The sequence below is a fragment of the Streptomyces sp. NPDC107471 genome, assembly GCF_055582845.1.
This window is the reverse complement of the sequence record NZ_JBVJPC010000003.1, coordinates 172,671-195,399: the sequence shown is the minus strand read 5'-3', so window position 1 is coordinate 195,399 and position 22,729 is coordinate 172,671. Positions and strand designations below refer to the sequence as shown.

The following is a 22,729-nucleotide window of genomic DNA, read 5'->3' as shown; positions in this document are numbered from 1 at the left end:
TGTTCGTGGACACAACCAGCTCACAGGTGGTGAATAGGCTGCGAACAGACCTCGTGCCCCTACGACTTGGAGCTTTCGTGCACCGCAGACTCATCGCACCGGGCGCACTCGCGGCGGCCTCCCTGATGCTGGCGATCCCGGCGTCGGCGGCCGGCTTCTCCCCCGGCGCTCCGGGCATCGGCGACCCCTACTACCCGGACTACGGCAACGGCGGATACGACGTCTCCCACTACGACCTGCGGCTGAAGTACCAGCCCGCCACCGACGAACTGGAGGGCACCGCCACCCTCCTGGCCCGCACCACCCAGGATCTGTCCCGCTTCGACCTGGACTTCCTCCTCGACGTGAGCGAGGTGCGGGTCAACGGCGCCAAGGCGTCGTTCACCGCCTCGGGCGAGCACGAGCTGGAGATCACCCCGAAGTCACCGCTGCCCAAGGGCACCGCGGTCACGGTCGTGGTCCGCTACCGCGGAGTGCCCTCGTCGAAGCAGGCGTACGGCTTCACGAGCTGGCACCGCACACCGGACGGCGGGGTCGGGGCGAACGAGCCCGAGGCGGCCTGGTGGTGGTTCCCCAGCAACGACCACCCGCTCGACAAGGCCACCTACGACGTGTCGGTCCTGGTGCCGGACGGCAGCCAGGCCATCTCCAACGGCACGCTCCAGTCGACGAGTTCGCGCCTCGGCTGGACCCGCTGGAACTGGCGCTCCGACAAGCCGCAGGCCACGTACCTCGCGACTCTCGCCGTCGGCCGCTTCGACATCACCACCGGCACGACCGACGGCGGCATTCCGGTCGTCAACGCCTACAGCAGGGACCTCGGCGCCAATGACGGTGCCGCCCGGGCGAGTGTCGAGCGGACCGGGGAGATCGCCGACTGGCTGAGCGGGTACTTCGGGCCGTATCCCTTCGACGCGCTCGGCGGCTACGTGCCGAACACGACCACTGGGTACGCGCTGGAGACGCAGACCCGGCCCTTCTACAGCCCGCGCCAGTTCGCGAACGGCTCCAACACCTCCGTGGTCGTGCACGAGTTGGCCCACCAGTGGTACGGCGACCTGGTCTCCGTGCGCGGCTGGAAGGACATCTGGATCAACGAGGGCTTCGCACGGTACGCGCAGTGGCTGTGGTCCGAGCACGAGGGCGAGGGGACCGCGCAGGAGCTCGCCGACTACGTGTACGCCTCGCATCCGGCCGACGACACGTTCTGGACGGTCAGGCCCGGTGACCCCGGTCCGGAGAACCAGTTCGACATCGCCGTCTACGACCGGGGCGCGCTGGCCCTTCAGGCACTGCGCAACGAGATCGGCGACGAGGCGTTCTTCGCGGTGCTGAAGGGCTGGCCGCAGAAGCACGCGTACGGCAACGCGTCGGTCGCCGACTTCCAGCGGTACGCCGAGGAGGTGTCGGGGCAGCCGCTGGCCGCGCTGTTCGACACGTGGCTGTTCCAGCCGTCGAAGCCGGGGGCGCCCGCGGCGCGGGGTGCGTCGATCGCCCGGGCCACGGAGGCTCCCGCGCAGCCGAGGTCGTGGAAGAGGATCGCGGCGACGAACGACGTGCACGAGCACGGCGAGTAGCGCATCGGGGAGGCTTCGGGGCGGCTTCGGTTCTATCCTTCGACGCCCGTCGAGGAGTGAGCCGCTCCGACCGGCTTGGACTCCGGGGAGCCGCGCTGGCGGAGGTAGACCGAGAGGATGGCCATGGAGGCCACCGCGAGGAGTTCGGACTGCCAGTTCTGCAGGGTGCGGCTCCAGAAGTCCGCGGACCCGATGTAGCTGCTCCAGCTCATCGGGGCCTCCAGTTGGCGGAGTTGCTCCTCGTTGTGGGCGGCGACTCCGCTGATCGACTGGGCCAGCCAGGAGAAGACGAAGATCGCGCCCATGACCAGCCCGAGGGAGTGGGAGTAGAGCCCCCGGCGCAGTCCGTCGGCGGCGGCCCACCGCGGGGAGTCCCGGTGGGCGTACCGCCCGACCCGCTGGTCCCGGTCGGACTCCGTCCCGGCCTTGTGCAACTCCTTCGACTCGGGCGAGCCGCGCTGGAGCAGCCAGACCGTCGCGGTGATGTAGAGGAAGAACTGGAGGTACTCCGACTGCCAGTTCTCCGTCACGTCGACGGCGAAGTCGGAGGACATGAGGTACTCGCCGAAGCCGATCCGCGCGAGGCCCTCGGTGGTGAGCTGGTTGTTGAAGTCCGCGTAGCCCGCGATCGCCTGTCCGGCCAGGGCCAGCAGGAATCCGATGCCGAAGGCCAGGCCGAGGCCGTTGTCGCGCAGGAAGCCGCGGGTGCGGGTGGTCGTCCGAGTGCGTGTGGTCATCGGTGCATCAGCCCCACGGCGGTGAAGTAGACGAGGCCGCTGAGGACGACGACCAGGCACAGCGTGAACAGGGTCCGCATACGCCGTCAGCCTCCCTGGAGCGTGCACTGGTACGGCCGGCCCGGGCGCGGGGTGCAGCCGGCCGCGACGACCTTCCAGCCGTCGGGGAACAGGGAGAGGAACAGGGTGTCCGCGTCCAGGACGATGCGGGCCTGTCTGCCGTAGACGTCGACCCGGTGGGTGGTGCCGCCGAGGGGGATGTCCTGGGAGGAGATCGCCTTGGCGCAGCTCGCCTTCTCGGACTCCTCCAGTTCGCCGCGGGTTTCCGGGGCCAGGGCCGCGCAGAGGCCGGACGGGTCGTCGGCGCGCAGGGACCGCTCGAATCCGGTGGCCGCGCTCTCGGCGTCCGAGCGGCGCTCCTGGACGCTGCCGCAGCCCGAGAGAACCAGTCCCAGCAGGGCCAGGAAGACCAATGTGCTGATCCGGTGCGACGGGTGCACCCGGTTCCGGTGCGGCTTTCTCACCCGGTCCGGGTACCCGATTCCTCTCGCTTCAAGAGGGCGGCCACGCGGTCGAGGAGCGTGTCCCCGGTGATCGCGTCGGTCTCCGTCGACGGCACGGTGCAGGCGTGGGCGCCGGCCACCGCGCCGTACAGGGCGCACCGGTGCGGGGGCTCGCCGGTGAGACGGCCGAAGAGGTAGGCGGCGGCGAAGGCGTCACCGGCGCCGTTGGAGTCGATCACGGGGCCGGGCGGGGTGACCGGCGGGATGTGGGTCAGCTCGTCGTCGGCGAGGAGGTACGCGCCCTCGGCACCGGCGGTGGCGACGACCGCCTCGGCGCGGCCCCGGGCGGCGATGTCGCGGAGGGTGCGCCCGGGGTCGGCGAGGGCGGCCGCGGACACGAAGACCACGTCGGCCGCGAGGGCGAACTGCTCGTGGTACGGGTTCTCGCCGTCCCAGTCGTGGAGGTCGGTGGACAGGCCGGCGCCGGTCTCCCGGAGGAGCGGGAGGGCGTGGGCGCACGGGTGGGTGATGGAGACGTGGACATGGCGGCTGGCCCGGGCGAGAGCGCCGACGGTGTCCGCGGGGAGCCGGTCGTCGGCGTGGGCGCGGCTGGTGTCGTACAGGGACAGACGCCTGCCGTCGGGGCCGACGAGATTGACGGCCCGCTTGGTGCCGGCGGGCTGGGGGACGGCGGTGAGCGCGATGCCGCGGTCGCGGTGCAGGGCCCGGACGAGGTCGCCCTCGGGGTCGTCGCCGAGGAAGTCCAGGTGGTGGGTGTTCAGGCCGAGGGCGCCGAGGCCCACGGCGACGAAGTCCCCGGTCTGTCCGGCGCGGGTGCGGATGCCGGAGTCGATCATGTAGCTGTCGGCGTAGGGCAGGGGCAGTTCGGGGACGTACACGATGGTGTCCACCCCGGCCCCGCCCAGCACGAGCACGTCGATGTCCCGGCTCACTTCAGTCCTCCCCGTGGTCGTAGACCGTGACCGCGAGATCCCTCGTCAGGAGCCGCTCGACGATGAGCGGCTCGACCCGGGACCACGTGCCTCCGGCCAGTCCGCGTGTCGCTCCGCTGGGTGGGCGGGCCTCCATTTCCCGTGGCTCCACGGGCAGATGGCAGCCGCGGGCCGGCTGTGGCTGGTCGCGCAGTTCCCCGCGCCCCTTCAGGGCGCGTCCCTCGCCGGAGGTCGACATGTTCCCCTCCCCGCTCGGGCCCGTGGATGTACGTGATCTCCCCCATGACGCCACCGTAGAGGCCACCACTGACAGTGGTCCCCGGTCAGTCCCTGAAGTCGGTCAGTTCTCGGTCCGTGGTGTGTTCCACCCGGCGGCGGACGCCGAACCAGCCGGACACCAGCAGGACCGCGACGAGCGGGATCAGCAGGAGCGTCTTGCGGCCGACCTCGGGGTCGTTCCACATCATGCCGAGGCAGGCCAGGAGGAAGACGATCGTGGTGATCTCGGTGACCGGGCTGAACGGGAGGCGGAAGGAGGGCCGGGTGACCAGGCCGGAGCGGGCGCGGCGGACGAAGACCAGGTGGCAGACCATGATGATCACCCAGGTGCTGATGATGCCGAGGGAGGCGACGTTCAGCACGATCTCGAAGGCCTGGCTCGGCATGAGGTAGTTCAGGCCCACGCCGAGGACGCAGACCGCGCAGGTGAGGAGGATGCCGCCGTAGGGGACCTGGCTGCGGTTCATCCGGGCCGTGAACTTCGGCGCCGAGCCCGCCGTCGCCATCGAGCGCAGGATGCGGCCCGTGGAGTACAGGCCGGAGTTGAGCGAGGACATCGCCGCCGTCAGGACGACCAGGTTCATCACGTCACCGGCCGCCGGGACCCCGATCTTCGACAGGACGGTGACGAAGGGGCTCTCGTCGGCGGAGTAGGCCGAGCCGGGCAGGAGCAGGGCCAGCAGGACGACCGAGCCGACGTAGAACAGCGCCACCCGCCACATGATCGAGTTCACCGCGCGCGGGACGACCTTCTCCGGCTCCGCGGTCTCGCCCGCCGCGACACCGACGAGTTCGAGGGCGGCGTACGCGAAGATCACACCCTGCATGACGAGGACGACCGGCATCACGCCGTGGGGGAAGACTCCGCCGTTGTCGGTGATCACGCCCGGGCCGGGGGTCCCGCCGCCCACCTCGTGCCGGGTGGCCAGCAGGAAGATGCCGATCAGCATGAAGCCGACGAGTGTGGCGACCTTGATGATCGCGAACCAGAACTCCATCTCGCCGAAGATCTTCACCGAGATCAGGTTCACCGCGAGGACCACCGCGAGAGCGACGAGGGCCAGCGTCCACTGGGGGATGTCCGTGAACAGGCTCCAGTAGTGCGTGTAGAGCGCGATCGCGGTGATGTCGGCGATACCGGTCGTGGACCAGTTCAGGAAGTACATCCAGCCGGCGACGTACGCGCCCTTCTCCCCGAGGAACTCGCGCGCGTACGACACGAAGGAGCCCGAGGAGGGGCGGTACAGGACCAGCTCGCCCAGGGCGCGGACGACGAAGAAGGCGAAGACGCCGCAGACCAGGTAGGCCAGTGCCAGCGCCGGGCCCGCCGTGTGGAGGCGGCCCCCGGCGCCCAGGAAGAGGCCGGTGCCGATCGCGCCGCCGATGGCGATCATGTTGACGTGGCGGGCCTTGAGGTCCTTGCTGTATCCGGCGTCGCCCGCGTCGGCGGGCACCTGGGCCACGTCGGTGCGGGAGGCGGCCTGTGCCGAGTGCACGGCTTCCTTGCTCACGGTGGTTCCACTCTCTGGTGCGCCCCGGCGGGTCTCGCTCGGGATTCCGGACGTACGTCGGCCCGTACCCCCTGGTGAAAGGCACAGGCCGAGGAGGCACCTGCCCCGGAAACGGCTCGGCAAGCGGTGGCGGACGTCACAGCGGGAGCCGTCCCGCATGATCGGAAAGGACCGCGGAGCGGGTGTCACAGCAGTGGTGAGACAGCGATACTGCTGCACATGACGACCGACCCCTCCCCCGGTGCCGAGGAAGAGACCTTCACCGTCGACGAGCTGGCCGCGCGGGCCGGGGTCACCGTCCGCACGGTCCGCTTCTACGGCACGCGCGGCCTGCTGCCGCCGCCGGTGATCGGTCCGCGCCGGGTCGGTCACTACGGCCGTGAGCACCTCGCGCGCCTCGCGCTGATCGAGGAACTCCAGCACCAGGGGATGACGCTGGCGGCGATCGAGCGGTACATGCAGCAGCTCCCGGCCGACCTGAGCGCCCACGACCTCGCGATCCACCGGGCCGTGGTGGCGTCCTGGGCCCCGGACGTCGTGGAGCGGGTGACCCGCGAGGAGCTCCGGCGGCGGGCGGGGCGGGAGCTCAGCGCCGACGACCTGGAGCGGCTCGCCGCGATGGGCGTCGTACGGCGGGACGGTGACGGCTACCGCGTCGACCTGGGCCTGCTCCGGCTCGGTGTCGGGCTGCTCGACGTCCCGCTGTCGCAGGAGGCGATCCTCGCCTCGCGGAAGGTGCTCATCGAGCACTCACGGGCCGCCGCGCACGAGTTGTCGCAGTTGTTCCGGGGCGAGGTGGCCCAACGTGCCGCGCGGGACGTGAAGTCGCTGTCCGCGCACATGGAACCCCTGGTCGTGCAGGCCCTGTTGACGACCTTCCAGCGGTCCCTGAAGGAGGAGCTGCGGGAGTGGACGTCGGAGGTGGGCGGGGAGTCCTGACGTCCCCGACGCGCGCACATCACCCCGAACGCCGGGCGGGCCCGCATCACCGCGCACGCCGGGCGGGCCCGCATCGCCCGCCCGGCGTTCACGGCGTCCGGCTCACTCGTCCGTGAAGCGACCGCCGTTCTCCGCCTTCTCGACCAGCAGCGCGGGCGGCGTGAAGCGCTCGCCGTACCGGTCCGCCAGCTCACGCGCGCGTGCCACGAAGCCCGGCAGGCCGCCCTCGTACCCGTTGATGTACTGGAGGACGCCGCCCGTCCAGCCGGGGAAGCCGATGCCGAAGATCGAGCCGATGTTGGCGTCGCCCACCGAGGTCAGGACGCCTTCCTCCAGGAGCCTGACCGTGTCCAGGGCCTCGGAGAAGAGCATGCGTTCCTGCATGTCCTCGAAGGGGATCTCCGCACCCGCGCGCGTGAAGTGCTCGCGCAGGCCCGGCCACAGGGACGTGCGCGTGCCGTCGTCGCCGTAGTCGTAGAAGCCGCCGCCCCCGCTGCGGCCGGTGCGGCCGAACTCGTCGACCATGCGGTCGATGACCGTCTCGGCCGGGTGGGGCGTCCAGGTGCCGCCCGCCTCCTCGACGGCCTGCCGGGTCTCCTTGCGGATCTTGCGCGGGAGCGTCAACGTCAGCTCGTCCATCAGGGAGAGGACCTTCGCCGGGTAGCCCGCCTGCGCCGCCGCCTGCTCGACCGACGCGGGCTCGATGCCCTCGCCGACCATCGCGACGCCCTCGTTGAGGAAGTGGCCGATCACGCGGGAGGTGAAGAAGCCGCGGGAGTCGTTGACGACGATCGGGGTCTTCCTGATCTGCCGGACCAGGTCGAAGGCCCTGGCGAGGGCCTCCTCACCGGTGCGCTCGCCCTTGATGATCTCGACCAGCGGCATCTTGTCGACCGGCGAGAAGAAATGCAGGCCGATGAAGTCGTCCTGGCGCTCCACTCCTTCGGCGAGCGCGGTGATCGGCAGGGTGGAGGTGTTGGAGCACAGCAGCGCGTCCGGCTCGACGATGTGCTGGATCTCCTGGAACACCTTGTGCTTCAGCCCTGTGTCCTCGAAGACCGCCTCGATGACCGCGTCGCAGCCGGCGAGGTCCTGGGGGTCGGCCGTCGGGGTGATGCGCGCCAGGAGCGCGTCCGCCTTCTCCTGGGTCGTACGGCCCCGGGAGACCGCCTTCGCGCAGAGCTTCTCCGAGTAGGCCTTGCCCTTGGCGGCCGCCTGCGGGGACACGTCCTTCAGGACCACGTCGATGCCCGCGCGGGCGCACGAGTACGCGATGCCCGCGCCCATCATGCCGGCGCCGAGCACGGCCACCTTGCGGACCTGGCGGGGGGCCACGCCCTTGGGGCGGTTCGCACCGGAGTTGACCGCCTGGAGGTCGAAGAAGAACGCCTGGATCATGTTCTTCGAGGTCTGGCCGGCGGCCAGCTCGACGAAGTAGCGCGCCTCGATGACCTGGGCGGTCTCGAAGTCGACCTGGGCCCCTTCCACGGCGGCCGCGAGGATGTTGCGCGGGGCCGGGTAGGGGGCGCCGTTGGTCTGCTTGCGCAGGTTCGCCGGGAAGGCGGGAAGGTTGGCCGCGAACTTCGGGTTGGCGGGCGTGCCGCCGGGGATACGGTAGCCCGGCCGGTCCCAGGGCTGCTGGGACTCGGGGTTGGCCTCGATGAACGCGCGGGCCTTGGCGAGGAGTTCGTCCTGCGTGGTGGCCACGTCGTCGACCAGGCCGTTCTGCAGGGCGCGCTGCGGGGCGTACTGGGTGCCCTGGAGCAGGACCTTCAGCAGCGCGTCGGCGATGCCGAGCATGCGGACCGTACGGACGACTCCGCCGCCTCCGGGGAGCAGGCCGAGCGTGACCTCGGGGCAGCCGATCTTGGAGCCGGGCGCGTCGAGGGCGATGCGGTGGTGGCAGGCGAGGGCGATCTCGTAACCGCCGCCCAGGGCCGCGCCGTTGATGGCGGCGACGACCGGCTTGCCGAGGGTCTCGATGCGGCGCAGGTTGCGCTTGATCGCGAGGCCACCCTCGAAGAGGTCCTGTGCCGTCTCGGGCGTGACCCGGATGAGGTCGCGCAGGTCGCCGCCGGCGAAGAAGGTCTTCTTGGCGGAGGTGATGATGACACCGCGGACAGTGTCCTTCTCGGCCTCCAGGCGGTCGGTGATCACCGCGAGGGAGTCGCGGAACGCCTGGTTCATGGTGTTGGCGGACTGGTTGGGGTCGTCGATGACGAGGGTGACGACGCCCGTGCGGTCCTGTTCCCAGCGGATGGTCGTGGACTGAGTGCTCATGTGGAAGTGCTCCGTGTGATCCGTCGTATCCGTGGGAGGGGGTCAGATGCGCTCGACGACGGTGGCGACGCCCATGCCGCCGCCGACACAGAGCGTGGCGAGCCCGTACCGCTTGTCCTGGCGCTCCAGTTCGTCGATCAGGCTGCCCAGGATCATGGCGCCGGTCGCGCCGAGCGGGTGGCCGAGGGCGATCGCGCCGCCGTTGACGTTGACCTTGTCGAGCGAGAGGCCCATGTCCTTCACGAAGCGCAGGACGACCGCCGCGAAGGCCTCGTTGATCTCGACGAGGTCGATGTCGTCGATGGTCAGCCCGGCCTTGGCGAGCGCCTTGCGGGTGGCGGGCGCGGGTCCGGTGAGCATGATGGTGGGCTCGGAGCCGGAGACGGCCGCGGAGACGATCCGCGCGCGCGGGGTGAGGCCGTAGCGCTCCCCCACCTCCTTGGAGCCGATCGCGACCAGCGAGGCGCCGTCCACGATGCCGGAGGAGTTGCCCGCGTGGTGGACGTGGTCGATCTTCTCGACCCAGTGGTACTTCTGCAGGGCCACCGCGTCGAAGCCGCCGAGGTCGCCGATGTCCGCGAAGGACGGCTTGAGCTTGCCGAGGGAGTCGGCGGTGGTGCCGGGGCGCAGGTGCTCGTCGTGGTCGAGGACGGTCAGGCCGCTGCGGTCCTTGACCGGGACGACGGAGCGGTCGAAGCGGCCCTCCTTCCAGGCCGTCGCCGCGCGCTCCTGGCTGAGCGCGGCGTACTCGTCGACGTCACGCCGGGAGAAGCCCTCGATCGTGGCGATCAGGTCGGCGCCGATGCCCTGGGGCACGAAGTTGACGGCGAGGTTGGTCATCGGGTCGTTGAACCAGGCGCCGCCGTCGGAGGCCATCGGCACCCGGGACATCGACTCGACACCGCCTGCGAGGACCAGGTCCTCCCAGCCCGAACGCACCTTGGCGGCGGCCATGTTGACGGCTTCCAGGCCCGAGGCACAGAAGCGGTTCTCCTGCACGCCCGCCACCGTGTCCGGCAGGCCCGCGGCGATCGCGGCGATCCGGGCGATGTCGGAGCCCTGGTCGCCGACCGGGCCGACGACGCCGAGGACGACGTCGTCGACCGCCGCCGGGTCCAGGTCCGGGAAGCGGGCCCGGATCTCGTGGATGAGTCCCACGACGAGGTCGATGGGCTTGGTGCCGTGCAGGGCGCCGTTCGCCTTGCCGCGGCCGCGCGGGGTGCGGATCGCGTCGTACACGTACGCTTCGGTGCTCACGGGGAAGCCTTTCAATGAGGGTCAGCTCAGCAGGGAACGGCCGATGATCTCTTTCATGATCTCGGTCGTGCCGCCGTAGATGGTCTGGATCCGGCCGTCGGTGAAGGCCCGCGCGACCGGGTACTCGCTCATGTAGCCGTAGCCGCCGTGCAGTTGCAGGCAGCGGTCCGCGACCCGCTTCTGGAGCTCGGTCGCCCACCACTTGGCCATGGAGGCGTGGACGGCGTCCAGTCCCCCGTCGGAGTGGTCCTCGACGCAGCGGTCGACGAACGTGCGGGTGACCGCGCACTCCGTGGCCATCTCGGCTATCTCGAACCGGATGTGCTGCTTGGTGGCGAGCGGCCGGCCGAAGGCCTCGCGCTCCTTGACGTACGCGGTGGTGATCTCCAGGAGGTGTTCGGCGGCGGCGATCGCGGCGACGGCGATGCTCAGGCGCTCCTGGGCGAGGTTGGTCATCAGGTGCACGAAGGCGCCGTTGTGCTCGCCCAGGAGGTTCTCCTTGGGCACGCGCACGTCGTGGAAGAACAGCTCGGCGGTGTCCTGCGCCTTCTGGCCGATCTTGTCGAGGTTGCGGCCGCGCTCGAAGCCCGCCGTGCCGCGCTCGACGACCAGGAGCGAGAGTCCGCGGGCCCCGCCCTCGGGGGTGGTCCTCGCGACGACGATCACCAGGTCGGCGAGGATTCCGTTGGAGATGAAGGTCTTGGAGCCGTTCAGCAGCCAGTGGTCGCCGCGGTCCTCGGCGTGGGTGCGGATGCCCTGGAGGTCGGAGCCCGCGCCGGGCTCGGTCATGGCGATGGCGGTGATGATCGAGCCGTCGCAGAAGCCGGGCAGCCAGCGGCGCTTCTGCTCCTCGGTGGCCAGGCCGGTGAGGTAGGGGCCGATGACGTCGTTGTGCAGGCCGAGGGCGAGTCCGGGCGTGCCCGCGCGCGTGAACTCCTCGGCGAGGACGGTGGCGTAGCGGAAGTCGGTGGTGCCGCCGCCCCCGAACTCCTCGGGCACGGCGAGCCCGAGCAGGCCCTGCTTGCCGGCCGCCCGCCAGGCCTCGCGGGAGACGATGCCGTCCTTCTCCCACTGCGCGTAGTGCGGCAGGACCTCCCTGTCCAGGAAGGCGCGCACGGTCTCGCGGAACGCGTCGTGCTCGGGGGCGAAGAGCTGCCGCTTCATTCGGGGCCTTTCCGGGGTTCCTGGTCTTTCACGAGGTCCGGCACGTCCCAGTCCCGTGCCACCTCGGCGGTGTCGGCGCCGGCCCTGGCGGGTCCGGTGCGGACGGTCGTGGGGGTCGCGGAGAAACGGGGCGCGGGCGCGGGCTGGGTGATGCCGCCGTGGTCGGTGAAGGTGCCGCGGGCGGCGAGGTGCGGGTGGTGCGGGGCCTCGCGCAGCGACAGGACGGGCGCCACGCACGCGTCGGTGCCTTCGAAGACGGCCGTCCACTCGTCGCGGGTACGGCTGCGGAAGCGGGCCGCGACCGCCTCGCGCAGCTCGCCCCAGCGGGTCCAGTCCCTGCGGGCGTCCCCGAAGCCGGTGAGGCCGAGCAGGTCGAGGAAGAGGTCGTAGAACTGCGGCTCCAGCGCGCCGACCGCCATGTACCTGCCGTCGGCGGTCTCGTAGGTGCCGTAGTACGGGCAGCCGCCGTCGAGGAGGTTGGCGCCGCGCCGGTCCTGCCAGCCGCCGGCCGCGGTCATGGCGTGGATCATCGCGGCGAGGTGGGAGGTGCCGTCGACGATGGCGGCGTCGACGACCTGGCCGGTGCCGGTCGCGCGCGCGTGGTGCAGGGCGGCGAGGACGCCGACGACGAGGTAGAGGGAGCCGCCCGCGTAGTCGCCGAGGAGGTTGGCGGGGACGGCCGGGGGACGGCCCGGTTCGCCGATCATGCCGAGGGTGCCGGTGACGGCGATGTAGCCGATGTCGTGCCCGGCGCGCTGGGCCAGCGGCCCCTCCTGGCCCCAGCCGGTCATCCGGCCGTAGACGAGGGCGGGGTTGCGGGCGTGGCAGTCCTCGGGGCCGACGCCGAGGCGCTCGGCGACACCGGGGCGGTTGCCCTCGATCAGGATGTCGGCGCGGGCGGCGAGGTCGAGCACGCGCGCGGGTCCCTCGGGGGCCTTGAGGTCGACGACCACCGAGCGCTTGTTGCGGTTGGTGAGGTCGTGGTCGGGGTCGATCGACAGGGCGGCGCCGCCCGGGCGGGACACCTGGACGACGTCGGCCCCGAGGTCGGCGAGGAGCATGCCGGCGAACGGGCCCGGCCCGATGCCGGCCAGCTCGACCACGCGCACGCCGGTGAGCGGGCCGTGCCCGGGCGTCGCTGCGGTTGTCATCCAGCCCCCATTGGCGTGACACAACTGATGTAACACCAGTGATGCTAAGAACACGTTCCAGTGGACACAAGACCTGAACGAGCAAGCGCTTAGCCAATTGTCGGCCGTTCACCGCCCGTCGAGCTCCACTATCAGCCGTTTCGGCGCGATGGCGGTATGGATGTGCGGCTCCGGCGCGTGACCTCGGGGGCACCCGGCAGCGCGAGGGCGGACTCGCGCACGTTCTCCCGCTTCCGCGGGGCGTTCCTGGGCACGGCCACCGTCCCACCTCCGGCCTCCTCGTCGGGCTCCGCACCCCTCACGCTAGCCTCGGCCACCGACAACGGCGCGTACGGCGGGATCAGGAGTGTCATGAGCAGGCTGAAGAGGTCCGACCGTCCCTACGACATCGTGCTCTTCGGGGCGACGAGCTTCGCGGGAGCGCTCACCGCGCAGTACCTCGCCGCGCACGGCCCGGACGATCTGCGCTGGGCCATCGCCGGCCGCAGCGAGGAGAAACTCGGGGCGCTGCGCGAACGGCTGCCGGAGGGCACCGAGGTCGGCGTGCTCACGGCCGACGTCTCCGACCCCGACTCGCTGTGCGCCCTCGCCGGGCACGCGCGCGTGGTGGCCACCACGGTCGGCCCCTACCTGACCTACGGCGAGGAGCTCGTCGCCGCCTGCGCGGACGCGGGGACGGACTACGTCGACCTCTCCGGGGAGCCGGAGTTCGTGGACCTGATGTACGTCCGGCACGACGCCCGCGCGCGGGAGACGGGGGCCCGGCTGGTGCACGCGTGCGGGTTCGACTCGGTCCCGCACGACCTGGGGGCCTACTTCACGGTCCGGCAGCTACCGGAGGGCGTGCCGGTCACCGTCGACGGGTTCGTGACCGCGGACGCCATGTTCTCCGGCGGCACCTTCGCCTCGGCCCTCAACCAGTTCGCCCGCGGCCGCCGGATGGTCGCCGCCGCCCGGGACCGCGGCCGGCACGAGCCGCGCCTGGTCGGGCGGCGGGCCGCCACGCCGACCGGCACCCCGCGGTACGCGCCGGAGGTCGGCGCCTGGGCCCTGCCGCTGCCGACCATCGACGCGCAGATCGTGCGGCGCTCGGCGAAGGCGCTGGAGCGGTACGGTCCCGACTTCCGCTACCGGCACTACGCGGCCGTACGGCGGCTGCCGGTGGCGGTGGGCGGGGTCGCCGCCGTGGGCGCGCTGTTCGCCGCGGCCCAGGTGCCGCCCGCCCGGCGCTGGCTGTCCGGCCGGGTCAGGCCAGGTGACGGACCGAGCCCCGAGAAGCGCGCCAAGAGCTGGTTCTCGGTGCGGTTCGTCGGCGAGGGCGGTGGCCGGAAGGTGTTCACCGAGGTCGCGGGCGGCGACCCGGGGTACGACGAGACGGCCAAGATGTTCGCCGAGTCGGCACTCTCCCTGGCCTTCGACGACCTCCCGGAGACCTCCGGCCAGGTCACGACAGCGGTGGCGATGGGAGACGCCCTGACCGAACGGCTCCAGCGGGCCGGGATCACGTTCCGGGTGGCGGCGATTCGGTGAACCGGGGTGGGGGCAGGGCAGCCGGAGAGCGCGTATGGCAGCGAACCGGTGAGCCCGCGTGGCGGCGAGCCCTCGAACCCGCTCGGCGGCGGGCCGGGGTGGCTCGTCAGAAGGACCAGCCCGCCACCGTGTAGATCATTCCCGCGATCCAGCCGAGTCCCGCGAGGACGCCGAGGACCAGCGCGGCGGTCACGGCGCGCTCGACGGGGCGGTTCGGGTCGGCGAGGGGCTTGGGGGAACGGTGGGTCATGCGGTGCGTCGTCATGCGGGACAGCCTGCCGAGCGCACTAGGGTCCGCACATCCGTACAGATACTCAGACGACGTACTCAGTACCGCTCCTGGAGCGGGTCAGGAGGTCGCCTCCCGCAGCGCCCGCCGGCACAGCGCGTCCGCCCTGCGCGTCGTCTCAGGGAGCCGGTAGGCGGGGGTGAGCGCGAGCGTGTGGGCGCAGGCGTTGTCCAGGCTCACACGGTGGCCGACCGAGACGAAGACCGGCTTCACCGCCTCACGCGTGCGCAGCGCCCGGCCGACCTCCTCCGGGCCCGCCAGCAGCGGCGTCCACGCGCCGCGCCGGGCGCCGGGGTCGTCGTACGTGAAGGTGAACGGGTTCTTGGCGACGCCGATCGTCGGCAGGCCGGTGAGGACGCCGAGGTGGCTGGCGAGGCCGAAGCGGCGGGGGTGGGCGAGGCCGTAGCCGTCGCAGACGACCAGGCCGGGCGGGACCGGCAGGGCGTCCAGGGCGGCGAGGACCGTGGGGATCTCGCGGAAGGCGAGCAGGCCGGGCACGTACGGGAAGGAGTTCCGGCCGACCGCGGTGGCGTCAGCGACGACCTCCAGGGTCGCCGCGTCCAGCACCACGGCCGCCGCCGCGACCACGTCCCGGTCGTCGTCGTAGGCCACATCGACCCCGGTGACGCGGCCGGTGCCGGGCGGCGGACCCGGCTCGTCGAGGACCGTCCTCGGCCGCAACTCGTCCTGGACCGCGCGGGCCTGTTCCTCGGTCGCGGGCCAGCCCGCGGGGATGTCCACTGTCGTCATGGTGGGCACGAGCGTACGGCGGGGCGGCGTAGGCTCGCGATCATGTTCGTACTGGAACTGACCTACACCGCCCCGCTCGCGGCCGTGGACGCCGTGCTGCCGGCGCACGTCGTCTGGCTGGACGAACTGTACGAGCGGGGCGTGTTCCTGGCGTCCGGGCGCAAGAACCCCCGCGACGGCGGGGTGATCATCGCCGTCGCGGAGGATCGTGCGCGGATCGAGGAGCTCGTCGCGGGCGACCCCTTCGTCACGGCCGGCGTGTGCGCGTACCGCGTCACCGAGTTCGCCGCGACGAAGACGGCCCCGGCACTGGAGCCGTACCGGGAGACGCCCGGCTGACCGGTCAGCCCTTGTTGCCGAGGGCGCGCTGGAGCTGGCTCTTGTTCATGTCCGAACGGCCCTTGACACCCTTGCGCTTGGCCTCCTCGTAGAGCTGGTCGTAGGTCGGGCCCTGGGAACCCTTGCCGGACCGCTGGCCGCCCCGTTTGCCCGAGGACATGTCCTGGGTCGAGGTGCGGCTGGCGGTCTTGGACTCCCCGGAGCGGGCGCGTTCCTTGTTGACCGTGCGTGCCGCGATCTCCTTGGCCCGTCCGGTGCTCTCGCCCCGGTCCTCCGCGCTCTTCTTGATGTGCTCGTACTGGCGTTCACGCTTCGAGTTCGAACCGGCTGGCATGGGGGATCACTCCTTTCGCCGTGGGCGGCCGGGTACCCCGCATCGCGCCACTCAGCTCTCCAGACGTGCCACCCGTCCCTTCTCCCCGGCCGCCCAGCAGCCGCCGTCGGCCGTGCAGTCCACGGTGTCGTACGAGCCGGTGTCCACGGTCCGCCAGGTCCGGCCGCCGTCCCGGGTCAGGTCCGTGCCCGTGGGGCCGACCGCGAGAGCGGCGGCACGGCTGTGCGGGAGCCAGGCCACCCCGGAGCGGTAGGCGTTCACCGGGGTCGCGGCGGGCCGCCAGGTCGCACCGCCGTCGCCGGTGCGGGCGGCGGCGTTCGGGGAGCTCTGGTCGGGGCGGTAGTCGCCGCCGACGGCGAGTCCGTGCACGCGGTCGCGGAAGGCGAGCGCGAAGACGCCCCTGGCCGGGTCGCCCGCCGGGATCGGCGCGTCGGACGCCGTCCAGGTCAGTCCCCGGTCGGCGGAGTGCAGCAAACGCGCGCGTGCGGCGCCGCCGGTGGCCAGCCAGACGTCCCGGGGACCGGAACTGACCAGGCACTGCCCGCTCGCTGCGAAGCCCGCCTCGCCGTCGAGCGCGGCCGGCATGCCCTTGTCCGGCAGCACCTTCCAGGAGCGGCCGCCGTCGGAGGTCGACAGGATGCGGAACCTGCCGTCCACCGGGTCGCTCATGGCGAGGCCGTGGCGGCGGTCGAAGAAGGTGAGGCAGTCGTAGAAGGCCCTGGCGTCGGTGTTGCGGAAGGACTCCGTCCAGGTCGCGCCGCCGTCCTCGGTGCGGTAGACGCGGGACGCCTCGCCCTCGCCGATGGCCAGGACCACGGCCCGGCGCGCGTCGAACGCCTCGACGTCCCGGAACTGGAGCTCGCCGGCACCGGGCGGTGAGACGTTTCGCCAGCTCGCTCCGCCGTCGGTGGTGCGCAGCACGGTGCCCTGGGTCCCTGCCAGCCAGGCGGTGCCGCGGCTGACCGCCGACAGCCCCCGGAACCGCACGTCGGGCGTGCCGCTGTCCTTGAGTTCCCAGTGCGGTGTCCGGCCGTCCGGGTCGTGCGCCTCGGCCGGTACGGCGGTCAGGGCGGCCAGCGCCGCCGCACAGGCCGCTCCCGCGGCGAGAGCCCGCATCGTCAGGCCCGTCCGTCTCTTGCCTCGCGTGATCCCCATGCGCCTCATGGCGGGCGAAGCTAGCCCACGCGCCCGACCCCGTCCAGATGCCCTCGGGCGCCCGCCGACCGGTGCCCCGGGTGTCACAGGTGCCTCCCGGGGCACGGGAGAGGGACCGGACCACACACGTGCATGAAGACGGTGACAGAGGTCACTCGACCCTCGTGTACACGGATTGACTCATTCCGACGTCTCTTCCAGTGCCCGTCCCACCCGGAAGCCCTGTCAGCCGTCACGAGGGAGCAAGGCGTTGTCCACCGTCATCGAGCAGCCCGTAGAGGCCCGTCTCGTCGCCGCGGCACCGCGGATGCCGAGCATTCCCGCCACACTGCACTACGACCGCTGCGACCCGTTCGCGGTCCGCATGACCTTCCCGGCCCCGGCCACCCTGGAGGGCGTCGAGGTGTGCTGGACCTTCAGCCGCGAACTGCTCACCTCCGGCCTGCACGAGCCCGAGGGCCACGGTGACGTGCGCGTGCGGCCGTACGGCTACGACCGCACCGTGCTCGAGTTCCACGCCCCCGAGGGCACCGCCGTCGTGCATGTGCGCACGGGCGAGCTGCGCCGGTTCCTGGAGGCGACGAACGACCTCGTGCCCACCGGTCTGGAGCACCTCCAGCTCGACCTCGACCACGACCTGGCCGAGCTGATGCGCGACGCCTACTGACCGGCGCCCAGCAGGGCGTTGAGCTCGCCGTAATCGAGCCCGCCGGCCAGCGCGTCGTACGTCCCCGCCTCCAGCAGCTCCCGCGCGGCACGGCGGACCAGGGCGTGCGCGGCCTGCGCGATGCCCGAGCCGACACTGACCCGCGCCACGCCGAGTGAGGCCAGCTCGGCGACGGACGGGGCGCCGGATCCGGCCATGATGTTCAGCGGACCGTCGATCGCGTCGACGAGGAGCTTGACGGTCCCCGGGTCGACGGCCCCGGGGACGAAGATCCCGTCGGCGCCCGCGGCGAGGAAGGCGGCGGCCCGCTCCACAGTGAGGTCCACTCCCCCGGCCCCGCGCAGGAACGTGTCGATCCGGGCGTTGACGAACAACGGCACGCCCGCCGCGTCCGCGGCCTCCCGGGCCGCCGCGATCCGCTCCGCCTGCTCGCCCACCGGCCGCAGCGGCGCGCCCCCGTCCCCGTACAGGGCGTCCTCGATGTTCACCCCGACCGCGCCCGCCGCGAGCACCTCGCGCACGGTGTCGGCGACGCCCGCCGCGTCCCGCGCGTAGCCGCTCTCGATGTCCGCGCTCACCGGCACCCCCACCGCGGCCGCGATCCGGCGCACCGCGTCCAGGGCCCGCTCCCGGTCCAGACGGTCGCCGTCCGCGGCGCCCAGGGCCCAGGCGAGCCCGGCGCTCGTGGTGGCCACGGCGGCGGCGCCCGCGTCCTCGACGACGCGGGCGCTCGTGAGGTCCCAGGCGTTCGGCAGCACGAGCGGGGTGCCGGGGACGTGCAGGGAGCGGAAGGCGAGGGCTCGGTCGCGGAGCGTGTCCTGGTTCGTCATGCGCCTCAGCCAATCACCGGCCCCCGCTGCGGTGCCGGCAGGAATCCGACACCGACGTTCAGGCGCGCGCCGCCACCGAGGCCGCCGCCCCGCGGACCCCGTGGACCAGTTCCCGCAGCACCGGCGCCACCTGCCCGGTCCGCTCGACCAGGTCCTCGACACGGGTCTCGTGATGCTCCCCGCGCGGCAGCAGGGTGCGCAGCCCGGCCGCCGCGGCGAGCGCGACGAGAGCCGCGTCCCGTTCGGAGACGTCCGCGGCCGGCGCCGGCCCCCGCAGGACCTGCCGGGCCTCCTCCTGGAGCGCCCGCACGACGGCCCGGCGGGCCAGGTCGTACTCCACCGTGGGGAACAGCCCGAGGGCCCGCCGCTTGCGGGCGACCAGGTGCCCGCCCGCGGTGAGCTGTTCCCGTACGGCGTCCAGGGTGAACCGGGTGTGGGGCGTCACCCAGCTCCGCCACCGGTGCGGCCGGGACTCGCGGACCAGTTCGAGCAGCCCGTCCAGGACCGGGTCCCCGCTCTCGGCGTCCATGTCCACCGGCGTGGCGATCCCCTCCACGTCGAGGAGCAGCCCGCGCCGGGCCAGCTCGACGAGGGCACCGGCCCGGACCACCTGGGGGACCTGGGCGGCGCCGGCGGTCTCGGACTTCGAGGTGTCCCAGGCCAGCAGGTAGAGCTGGGCCGGCAGGGAGAGCGGGCCGTCGGGCACGGGGCCTCCTAAGGCGCGTTAACTCGTTGACAGCCCGGGGGCCGCCTCGTACGTTGTAGAACGCTTCTGTTGCCGTCGATCGGAGAAGGACGTTGCTCGTCTGAGGTCCTGAGACACCGTGTCACACACCTGAGGTGTGTGCGCCGCGTGCGACCTCGGCATACGAGCCGTTCCGACGAGCAGGACCCTGTCCGTGCCCTCCGGTTCCCTGTCGCCTCCCGTGGTCGCGGGTGTCTCGATACGCGTTTGCCCCTTCTCGCTTCGAGCAACCGCGGAGACCCGTATGTCTGCTTCCGTCACCTGCACCTCTCTCGTTTTCTCCTGGCCCGACGGCACCCCCGTCCTCGAAGGCCTCGACATCGCCTTCGGCCCCGGCCGGACGGGGCTCGTCGGGGTCAACGGGTCTGGAAAGTCCACCCTGTTGAAGCTCATCGCCGGTGAACTCGCCCCGGCCGACGGCACCGTGCGGGTCGCCGGCGAGGTCGGACACCTCCCGCAGAACGTCACGCTCGACACCGCCCAGCGGGTCGACGAGGCGCTCGGTGTCGCCGCCCGGCGGGCCGCCCTGCACGCCATCGAGGCGGGCGACGTGTCCGAGGAGCACTTCGAGACCGTCGGCGACGACTGGGACGTGGAGGAGCGGGCCCTGGCCACCCTCGGCGAACTCGGTCTCGGGCACATCGGGTTGGACCGCCGGATCGGCGAGGTCTCGGGCGGCGAGTCGGTACTGCTGCGCCTCGCCGCACTGCTGCTGCGCCGGCCGGACGTCCTGCTCCTCGACGAGCCCACCAACAACCTCGACCTGTACGCCCGCAGGCGGCTCTACTCGGCCGTCGCCTCCTGGCCGGGGGTCATGGTGGTGGTCAGCCACGACCGTGAACTCCTCGACCTGGTCGACCAGATCGCCGACCTGCGCTCGGGGGAGGTCACCTGGTACGGCGGCAACTTCTCCGCCTACGAGGAGGCCCTCGCGGTCGAACAGGACGCGGCGGAACGGATGGTGCGGGTCGCCGAGTCCGACTTCCGTCGGCAGAAGCGCGAACTGGTCGACGCGCAGGTCAAGTTGGCCCACCGCAGGCGCTACGCCCAGAAGATGTACGACACCAAGCGCGAACCGCGGGCCGTCATGAAGCTGAAGAGCCGTTCGGCCCAGGTCTCCGCGGGCAAGCACCGCATCATGCACGAGGAGAAGCTCGCCGAGGCCAGGGACCGGCTCGACGAGGCGGTGGAGGCGGTGCGGGACGACGACGAGATCCGCGTCGACCTGCCGTACACGGCCGTGCCGCCGGGCCGTACCGTGCTGACCCTCATGGACCTGCACCTCGCCCACGGCGCACGGGTGAAGGGCGGCCTGGACCTGCGCGGGCCCGAGCGGGTCGCGCTGATCGGGCGCAACGGCGCGGGCAAGACGACGCTGCTGCGCACGATCGCCGGGGAGCTGGCGCCGGTGGCGGGCGAGGCGACGGCCCATGTCCCGCTCCGCTTCCTGCCCCAGCGCCTGGACGTCCTCGACGACGGGCTGTCGGTCGCCGAGAACGTGGCCCGGTTCGCGCCGGGCGCCACCAACAACCGGGTGCGGGCCCGTCTCGCCCGCTTCCTGTTCCGGGGCGCCCGGGCCGACCAGCAGGCGTCGACGCTGTCCGGCGGCGAACGCTTCCGGGCGGCCCTCGCGGCGCTGATGCTGGCGGAGCCGGCACCCCAGTTGCTCATGCTCGACGAGCCGACGAACAACCTCGACATGGCGAGCGTGCGGCAACTGACCTCGGCCCTGGAGTCGTACGAGGGCGCGCTGGTCGTGGCCAGTCACGACCTGCCCTTCCTGGAGTCGATCGGCATCACGCGCTGGCTGATGCTGGACGGGGAACTGCGGGAGGTGACACCGCAGACCCTGGACTCCCTCACGTAGCGCGGTACCGGCCCGGCGACGACCGGCTCCACGCCACCCCGGGGCGACACCCCGCTCCGGGCAGGCGTGGACCCGGTCACGCCGGGCCCGCCGGGCGTCCATCCGTCCGCGGCGCGCGCCCCGGCGCAGTGGGCCGCTGGGACGGTGGTGCGGTTGCGGCGGGGGCCGTACGGCGGCTGCCACGGGAGGTCCGTGAGGCGGTAAGCGTGCCTGCGGCCCGAAAGGTGATGCGGTACGCGCGCGTGACGGCTGCCGCGGAAGCCCGCGGGACGGCACGCGCGGCTGGCGGCTGGCGGCTGGCGGCTGGCGGCTGCGGCTGGCGGCTGGCGGCTGGCGAGCACCGTAGGCAATTCCCGCGCGGGGCGACCTCTGGGGGAGCCGTGAAGCGGCCCCCGCCGCGCGGCGGCAGCCACGAGAGGCACGTAAGGCTGCGTGCCCGCCTGACCGCTGCCGCGAAGGGCCCATGAAGCGGCACGCGCGCCTGGCGGCTGCCGCGATAGGCCCGTGGGCAACACCCTCGGCGGGGCTACCTCTGAGGGAGCCGCGAGGCGGCCCGCGCCGCGCGGCGACTGCCGCCGGAGGCCCGTGCAGCGGCACGCGCGCCCGACCGCTGCCGCGAGAGCCCCATCACGCGGCACGCACGCCTAGCGACCGCCGAGGAAGGCCCCTGGGCGACCTCACGAGCCGCTGCTGAGCGAGACCCGCGAAGCGGCACCCCGCTCGGCGGTGTCACAGAAGGCCGGGGCGACAACCTCACGTGGCCGCTGTCGCGGAGGGCCCGTCGGGCGGTACGCGTGCGTGTGGGCTCGACGGTTGTCGTGCGGTCGGTGCGTCTCAGGAGGGGCACAGCCTGGTTGCGGGGGTTTTGTCGACACGGACCGGCGCTGCATGATGGCTGACCGGCGCCCGTCACGCGCGCCGTCCCTGTCCCGCCGATACGGAGTTCCCTCGTGCCCAGCAAGAAGGCCCTCGTCCGCCGCCCCAGCCCGCGCCTCGCCGAAGGTCTGGTGACGCACGTCGAGCGGGAGAAGGTCGATGTCGACCTCGCGCTCGAGCAGTGGGAGGCGTACGTCGAGGCCCTGCGCGCGCACGGCTGGGAGACCGTCGAGGTGGACCCGGAGGACGACTGCCCGGACTCGGTGTTCGTCGAGGACACGGTCGTCATGTACAAGAACGTCGCCCTGATCGCGCGCCCCGGCGCGGAGTCCCGGCGCGAGGAGACCACCGGGGTCGAGGAGGCCGTGGCACGCCTGGGCTGCTCGGTGAACTGGATCTGGGAGCCGGGCACCCTGGACGGCGGTGACGTGCTGAAGATCGACGACACGATCTACGTGGGCCGCGGCGGACGCACCAACGCGGCCGGCGTCCAGCAGGTGCGGGCCGCCTTCGAGCCGCTCGGGGCCCGGGTGGTCGCCGTGCCGGTGAGCAAGGTGCTGCACCTGAAGTCGGCGGTGACCGCACTGCCCGACGGGACCGTCATCGGCCACATCCCCAAGGTGGACCGGCCCGCGCTCTTCCCGCGCTTCCTGTCCGTGCCGGAGGAGGCGGGCGCCCACGTCGTCCTGCTCGGCGGCCCCAAGCTGCTCATGGCCGCGAGCGCCCCGAAGACCGCGGAGCTGCTCACCGACCTCGGGTTCGAACCGGTCGTGGTGGACATCAGCGAGTTCGAGAAACTCGAAGGCTGTGTGACGTGCCTCTCAGTACGCCTGCGGGACCTGTACGCCTGACCGGGTGATGCCGTCACTCCAACGGCCCTGGACCTGCGGTTCCCGCGCCGCTCGGCACACCCGGGCAACGCTGCTGATCAGGGAGCTTTACGGCGTCCTTAACCTACGGTCTCGTAACCTACGGTTTCGTAGCCTACGATTCCGT

21 protein-coding genes and 1 pseudogene are annotated in these 22,729 nt (G+C 72.2%); 7 read left to right on the top strand and 15 right to left on the bottom strand.

From position 1 onward, the window contains the following. Positions 1–77 precede the first annotated feature (77 nt). On the top strand, positions 78–1,577 hold the full coding sequence (locus ACZ66S_RS10375; protein WP_469901079.1) for a M1 family metallopeptidase: 1,500 nt from the start codon (positions 78–80) through the stop codon (positions 1,575–1,577). Positions 1,578–1,609: 32 nt separating this feature from the next. Here ACZ66S_RS10375 and ACZ66S_RS10370 read toward each other — a convergent pair whose 3' ends face one another. From ACZ66S_RS10370 to ACZ66S_RS10350, 5 genes and pseudogenes are all read right to left on the bottom strand, one after another. Continuing rightward, entirely contained in the window at positions 1,610–2,314 is a 705-nt protein-coding gene (locus ACZ66S_RS10370) for a DUF6766 family protein (protein WP_469901078.1), read from the bottom strand. 86 nt (positions 2,315–2,400) lie between these two features. Further along, on the bottom strand, positions 2,401–2,838 hold the full coding sequence (locus tag ACZ66S_RS10365) for a hypothetical protein (RefSeq protein ID WP_469901077.1): 438 nt from the start codon (positions 2,836–2,838) through the stop codon (positions 2,401–2,403). Further along, the gene (locus ACZ66S_RS10360; RefSeq protein ID WP_469901076.1) at positions 2,835–3,770 is read right to left on the bottom strand and encodes an adenosine kinase; all 936 of its coding nucleotides are present in this window, start codon (positions 3,768–3,770) and stop codon (positions 2,835–2,837) included. Before ACZ66S_RS10360 ends, ACZ66S_RS10365 begins: the two co-directional genes overlap by 4 nt. Before the next feature lies 1 nt (position 3,771). After that, positions 3,772–3,873 (bottom strand): annotated as a pseudogene (locus tag ACZ66S_RS10355) (Appr-1-p processing protein); the annotation flags it as partial. A 220-nt stretch (positions 3,874–4,093) separates the two neighbouring features. After that, a complete protein-coding gene (locus ACZ66S_RS10350; protein WP_469901075.1) occupies positions 4,094–5,560 on the bottom strand; it encodes an amino acid permease in 1,467 nt (488 codons plus the stop codon). Between the two features lie 219 nt (positions 5,561–5,779). Here ACZ66S_RS10350 and ACZ66S_RS10345 point away from each other — a divergent pair, with 219 nt between their 5' ends. Continuing rightward, positions 5,780–6,499, top strand: a complete 720-nt coding sequence (locus tag ACZ66S_RS10345; RefSeq protein ID WP_469901074.1) for a MerR family transcriptional regulator — start codon at positions 5,780–5,782, stop codon at positions 6,497–6,499. 102 nt (positions 6,500–6,601) lie between these two features. Here ACZ66S_RS10345 and ACZ66S_RS10340 read toward each other — a convergent pair whose 3' ends face one another. Genes ACZ66S_RS10340 through ACZ66S_RS10325 form a run of 4 tightly spaced genes read right to left on the bottom strand, consistent with a single transcriptional unit; the run spans position 6,602 to position 12,351 of the window. After that, positions 6,602–8,779, bottom strand: a complete 2,178-nt coding sequence (locus ACZ66S_RS10340) for a 3-hydroxyacyl-CoA dehydrogenase NAD-binding domain-containing protein (protein ID WP_469901073.1) — start codon at positions 8,777–8,779, stop codon at positions 6,602–6,604. A gap of 42 nt (positions 8,780–8,821) precedes the next feature. Further along, positions 8,822–10,036 carry an acetyl-CoA C-acetyltransferase gene (locus ACZ66S_RS10335; protein WP_469901072.1) on the bottom strand — a complete coding sequence of 405 codons (1,215 nt, stop codon included), beginning with the start codon at positions 10,034–10,036 and terminating at the stop codon, positions 8,822–8,824. 21 nt (positions 10,037–10,057) lie between these two features. Next, entirely contained in the window at positions 10,058–11,200 is a 1,143-nt protein-coding gene (locus ACZ66S_RS10330; RefSeq protein WP_469901071.1) for an acyl-CoA dehydrogenase family protein, read from the bottom strand. Then, positions 11,197–12,351 (bottom strand): CaiB/BaiF CoA transferase family protein, encoded by a 1,155-nt coding sequence (locus ACZ66S_RS10325; RefSeq protein WP_469901070.1) that lies wholly within the window; start codon positions 12,349–12,351, stop codon positions 11,197–11,199. Before ACZ66S_RS10325 ends, ACZ66S_RS10330 begins: the two co-directional genes overlap by 4 nt. A 351-nt stretch (positions 12,352–12,702) precedes the next feature. Between ACZ66S_RS10325 and ACZ66S_RS10320 the strand changes: the two genes are divergently transcribed. Then, positions 12,703–13,881, top strand: a complete 1,179-nt coding sequence (locus tag ACZ66S_RS10320; protein ID WP_469901069.1) for a saccharopine dehydrogenase family protein — start codon at positions 12,703–12,705, stop codon at positions 13,879–13,881. Between the two features lie 106 nt (positions 13,882–13,987). Here the strand turns inward: ACZ66S_RS10320 and mmpA are convergent, their stop codons facing one another. Together mmpA and ACZ66S_RS10310 are read right to left on the bottom strand one after the other, a co-directional pair. Further along, positions 13,988–14,146 (bottom strand): morphogenic membrane protein MmpA, encoded by a 159-nt coding sequence (gene mmpA / locus ACZ66S_RS10315; protein ID WP_086723806.1) that lies wholly within the window; start codon positions 14,144–14,146, stop codon positions 13,988–13,990. An 84-nt stretch (positions 14,147–14,230) separates the two neighbouring features. After that, complete coding sequence (locus ACZ66S_RS10310; RefSeq protein ID WP_469901068.1) at positions 14,231–14,920, bottom strand: endonuclease V; 690 nt, start codon at positions 14,918–14,920, stop codon at positions 14,231–14,233. Between the two features lie 42 nt (positions 14,921–14,962). Here ACZ66S_RS10310 and ACZ66S_RS10305 point away from each other — a divergent pair, with 42 nt between their 5' ends. After that, on the top strand, positions 14,963–15,259 hold the full coding sequence (locus ACZ66S_RS10305; RefSeq protein ID WP_469901067.1) for a YciI family protein: 297 nt from the start codon (positions 14,963–14,965) through the stop codon (positions 15,257–15,259). Between the two features lie 4 nt (positions 15,260–15,263). On the opposite strand, the gene ACZ66S_RS10300 is transcribed toward ACZ66S_RS10305, so the two are convergent. Continuing rightward, positions 15,264–15,593, bottom strand: a complete 330-nt coding sequence (locus ACZ66S_RS10300) for a plasmid stabilization protein (RefSeq protein WP_381296545.1) — start codon at positions 15,591–15,593, stop codon at positions 15,264–15,266. Between the two features lie 51 nt (positions 15,594–15,644). Next, positions 15,645–16,748, bottom strand: a complete 1,104-nt coding sequence (locus ACZ66S_RS10295; protein ID WP_469901066.1) for a WD40/YVTN/BNR-like repeat-containing protein — start codon at positions 16,746–16,748, stop codon at positions 15,645–15,647. 250 nt (positions 16,749–16,998) lie between these two features. On the opposite strand from ACZ66S_RS10295, the gene ssgD reads away from it, so the two are divergent. Further along, entirely contained in the window at positions 16,999–17,415 is a 417-nt protein-coding gene (gene ssgD, locus ACZ66S_RS10290) for a spore wall synthesis regulator SsgD (RefSeq protein ID WP_053849161.1), read from the top strand. On the opposite strand, the gene ACZ66S_RS10285 is transcribed toward ssgD, so the two are convergent. After that, entirely contained in the window at positions 17,409–18,245 is an 837-nt protein-coding gene (locus tag ACZ66S_RS10285; RefSeq protein ID WP_469901065.1) for an isocitrate lyase/PEP mutase family protein, read from the bottom strand. The two genes, ssgD and ACZ66S_RS10285, sit on opposite strands and share 7 nt — an antisense overlap. A 58-nt stretch (positions 18,246–18,303) precedes the next feature. Next, entirely contained in the window at positions 18,304–18,951 is a 648-nt protein-coding gene (locus ACZ66S_RS10280; RefSeq protein WP_469901064.1) for a GOLPH3/VPS74 family protein, read from the bottom strand. Positions 18,952–19,234: 283 nt separating this feature from the next. On the opposite strand from ACZ66S_RS10280, the gene ACZ66S_RS10275 reads away from it, so the two are divergent. Then, a complete protein-coding gene (locus ACZ66S_RS10275) occupies positions 19,235–20,857 on the top strand; it encodes an ABC-F family ATP-binding cassette domain-containing protein (protein ID WP_469901063.1) in 1,623 nt (540 codons plus the stop codon). 950 nt (positions 20,858–21,807) lie between these two features. After that, the gene (gene ddaH / locus ACZ66S_RS10270; protein WP_469901062.1) at positions 21,808–22,584 is read left to right on the top strand and encodes a dimethylargininase; all 777 of its coding nucleotides are present in this window, start codon (positions 21,808–21,810) and stop codon (positions 22,582–22,584) included. Positions 22,585–22,729: the final 145 nt, after the last annotated feature.

What these genes read in the sequence shown, in the direction of transcription:
- ACZ66S_RS10370 (WP_469901078.1), bottom strand. Translation starts at nt 2,314, where the DNA reads ATGACCACACGCACTCGGACGACCACCCGCACCCGCGGCTTCCTGCGC.
- ACZ66S_RS10345 (WP_469901074.1), top strand. Translation starts at nt 5,780, where the DNA reads ATGACGACCGACCCCTCCCCCGGTGCCGAGGAAGAGACCTTCACCGTC.
- ACZ66S_RS10340 (WP_469901073.1), bottom strand. Translation starts at nt 8,779, where the DNA reads ATGAGCACTCAGTCCACGACCATCCGCTGGGAACAGGACCGCACGGGC.
- ACZ66S_RS10330 (WP_469901071.1), bottom strand. Translation starts at nt 11,200, where the DNA reads ATGAAGCGGCAGCTCTTCGCCCCCGAGCACGACGCGTTCCGCGAGACC.
- ACZ66S_RS10325 (WP_469901070.1), bottom strand. Translation starts at nt 12,351, where the DNA reads ATGACAACCGCAGCGACGCCCGGGCACGGCCCGCTCACCGGCGTGCGC.
- ACZ66S_RS10320 (WP_469901069.1), top strand. Translation starts at nt 12,703, where the DNA reads ATGAGCAGGCTGAAGAGGTCCGACCGTCCCTACGACATCGTGCTCTTC.
- mmpA (WP_086723806.1), bottom strand. Translation starts at nt 14,146, where the DNA reads ATGACGACGCACCGCATGACCCACCGTTCCCCCAAGCCCCTCGCCGAC.
- ACZ66S_RS10310 (WP_469901068.1), bottom strand. Translation starts at nt 14,920, where the DNA reads ATGACGACAGTGGACATCCCCGCGGGCTGGCCCGCGACCGAGGAACAG.
- ACZ66S_RS10305 (WP_469901067.1), top strand. Translation starts at nt 14,963, where the DNA reads ATGTTCGTACTGGAACTGACCTACACCGCCCCGCTCGCGGCCGTGGAC.
- ACZ66S_RS10300 (WP_381296545.1), bottom strand. Translation starts at nt 15,593, where the DNA reads ATGCCAGCCGGTTCGAACTCGAAGCGTGAACGCCAGTACGAGCACATC.
- ACZ66S_RS10295 (WP_469901066.1), bottom strand. Translation starts at nt 16,748, where the DNA reads ATGGGGATCACGCGAGGCAAGAGACGGACGGGCCTGACGATGCGGGCT.
- ACZ66S_RS10285 (WP_469901065.1), bottom strand. Translation starts at nt 18,245, where the DNA reads ATGACGAACCAGGACACGCTCCGCGACCGAGCCCTCGCCTTCCGCTCC.
- ACZ66S_RS10275 (WP_469901063.1), top strand. Translation starts at nt 19,235, where the DNA reads ATGTCTGCTTCCGTCACCTGCACCTCTCTCGTTTTCTCCTGGCCCGAC.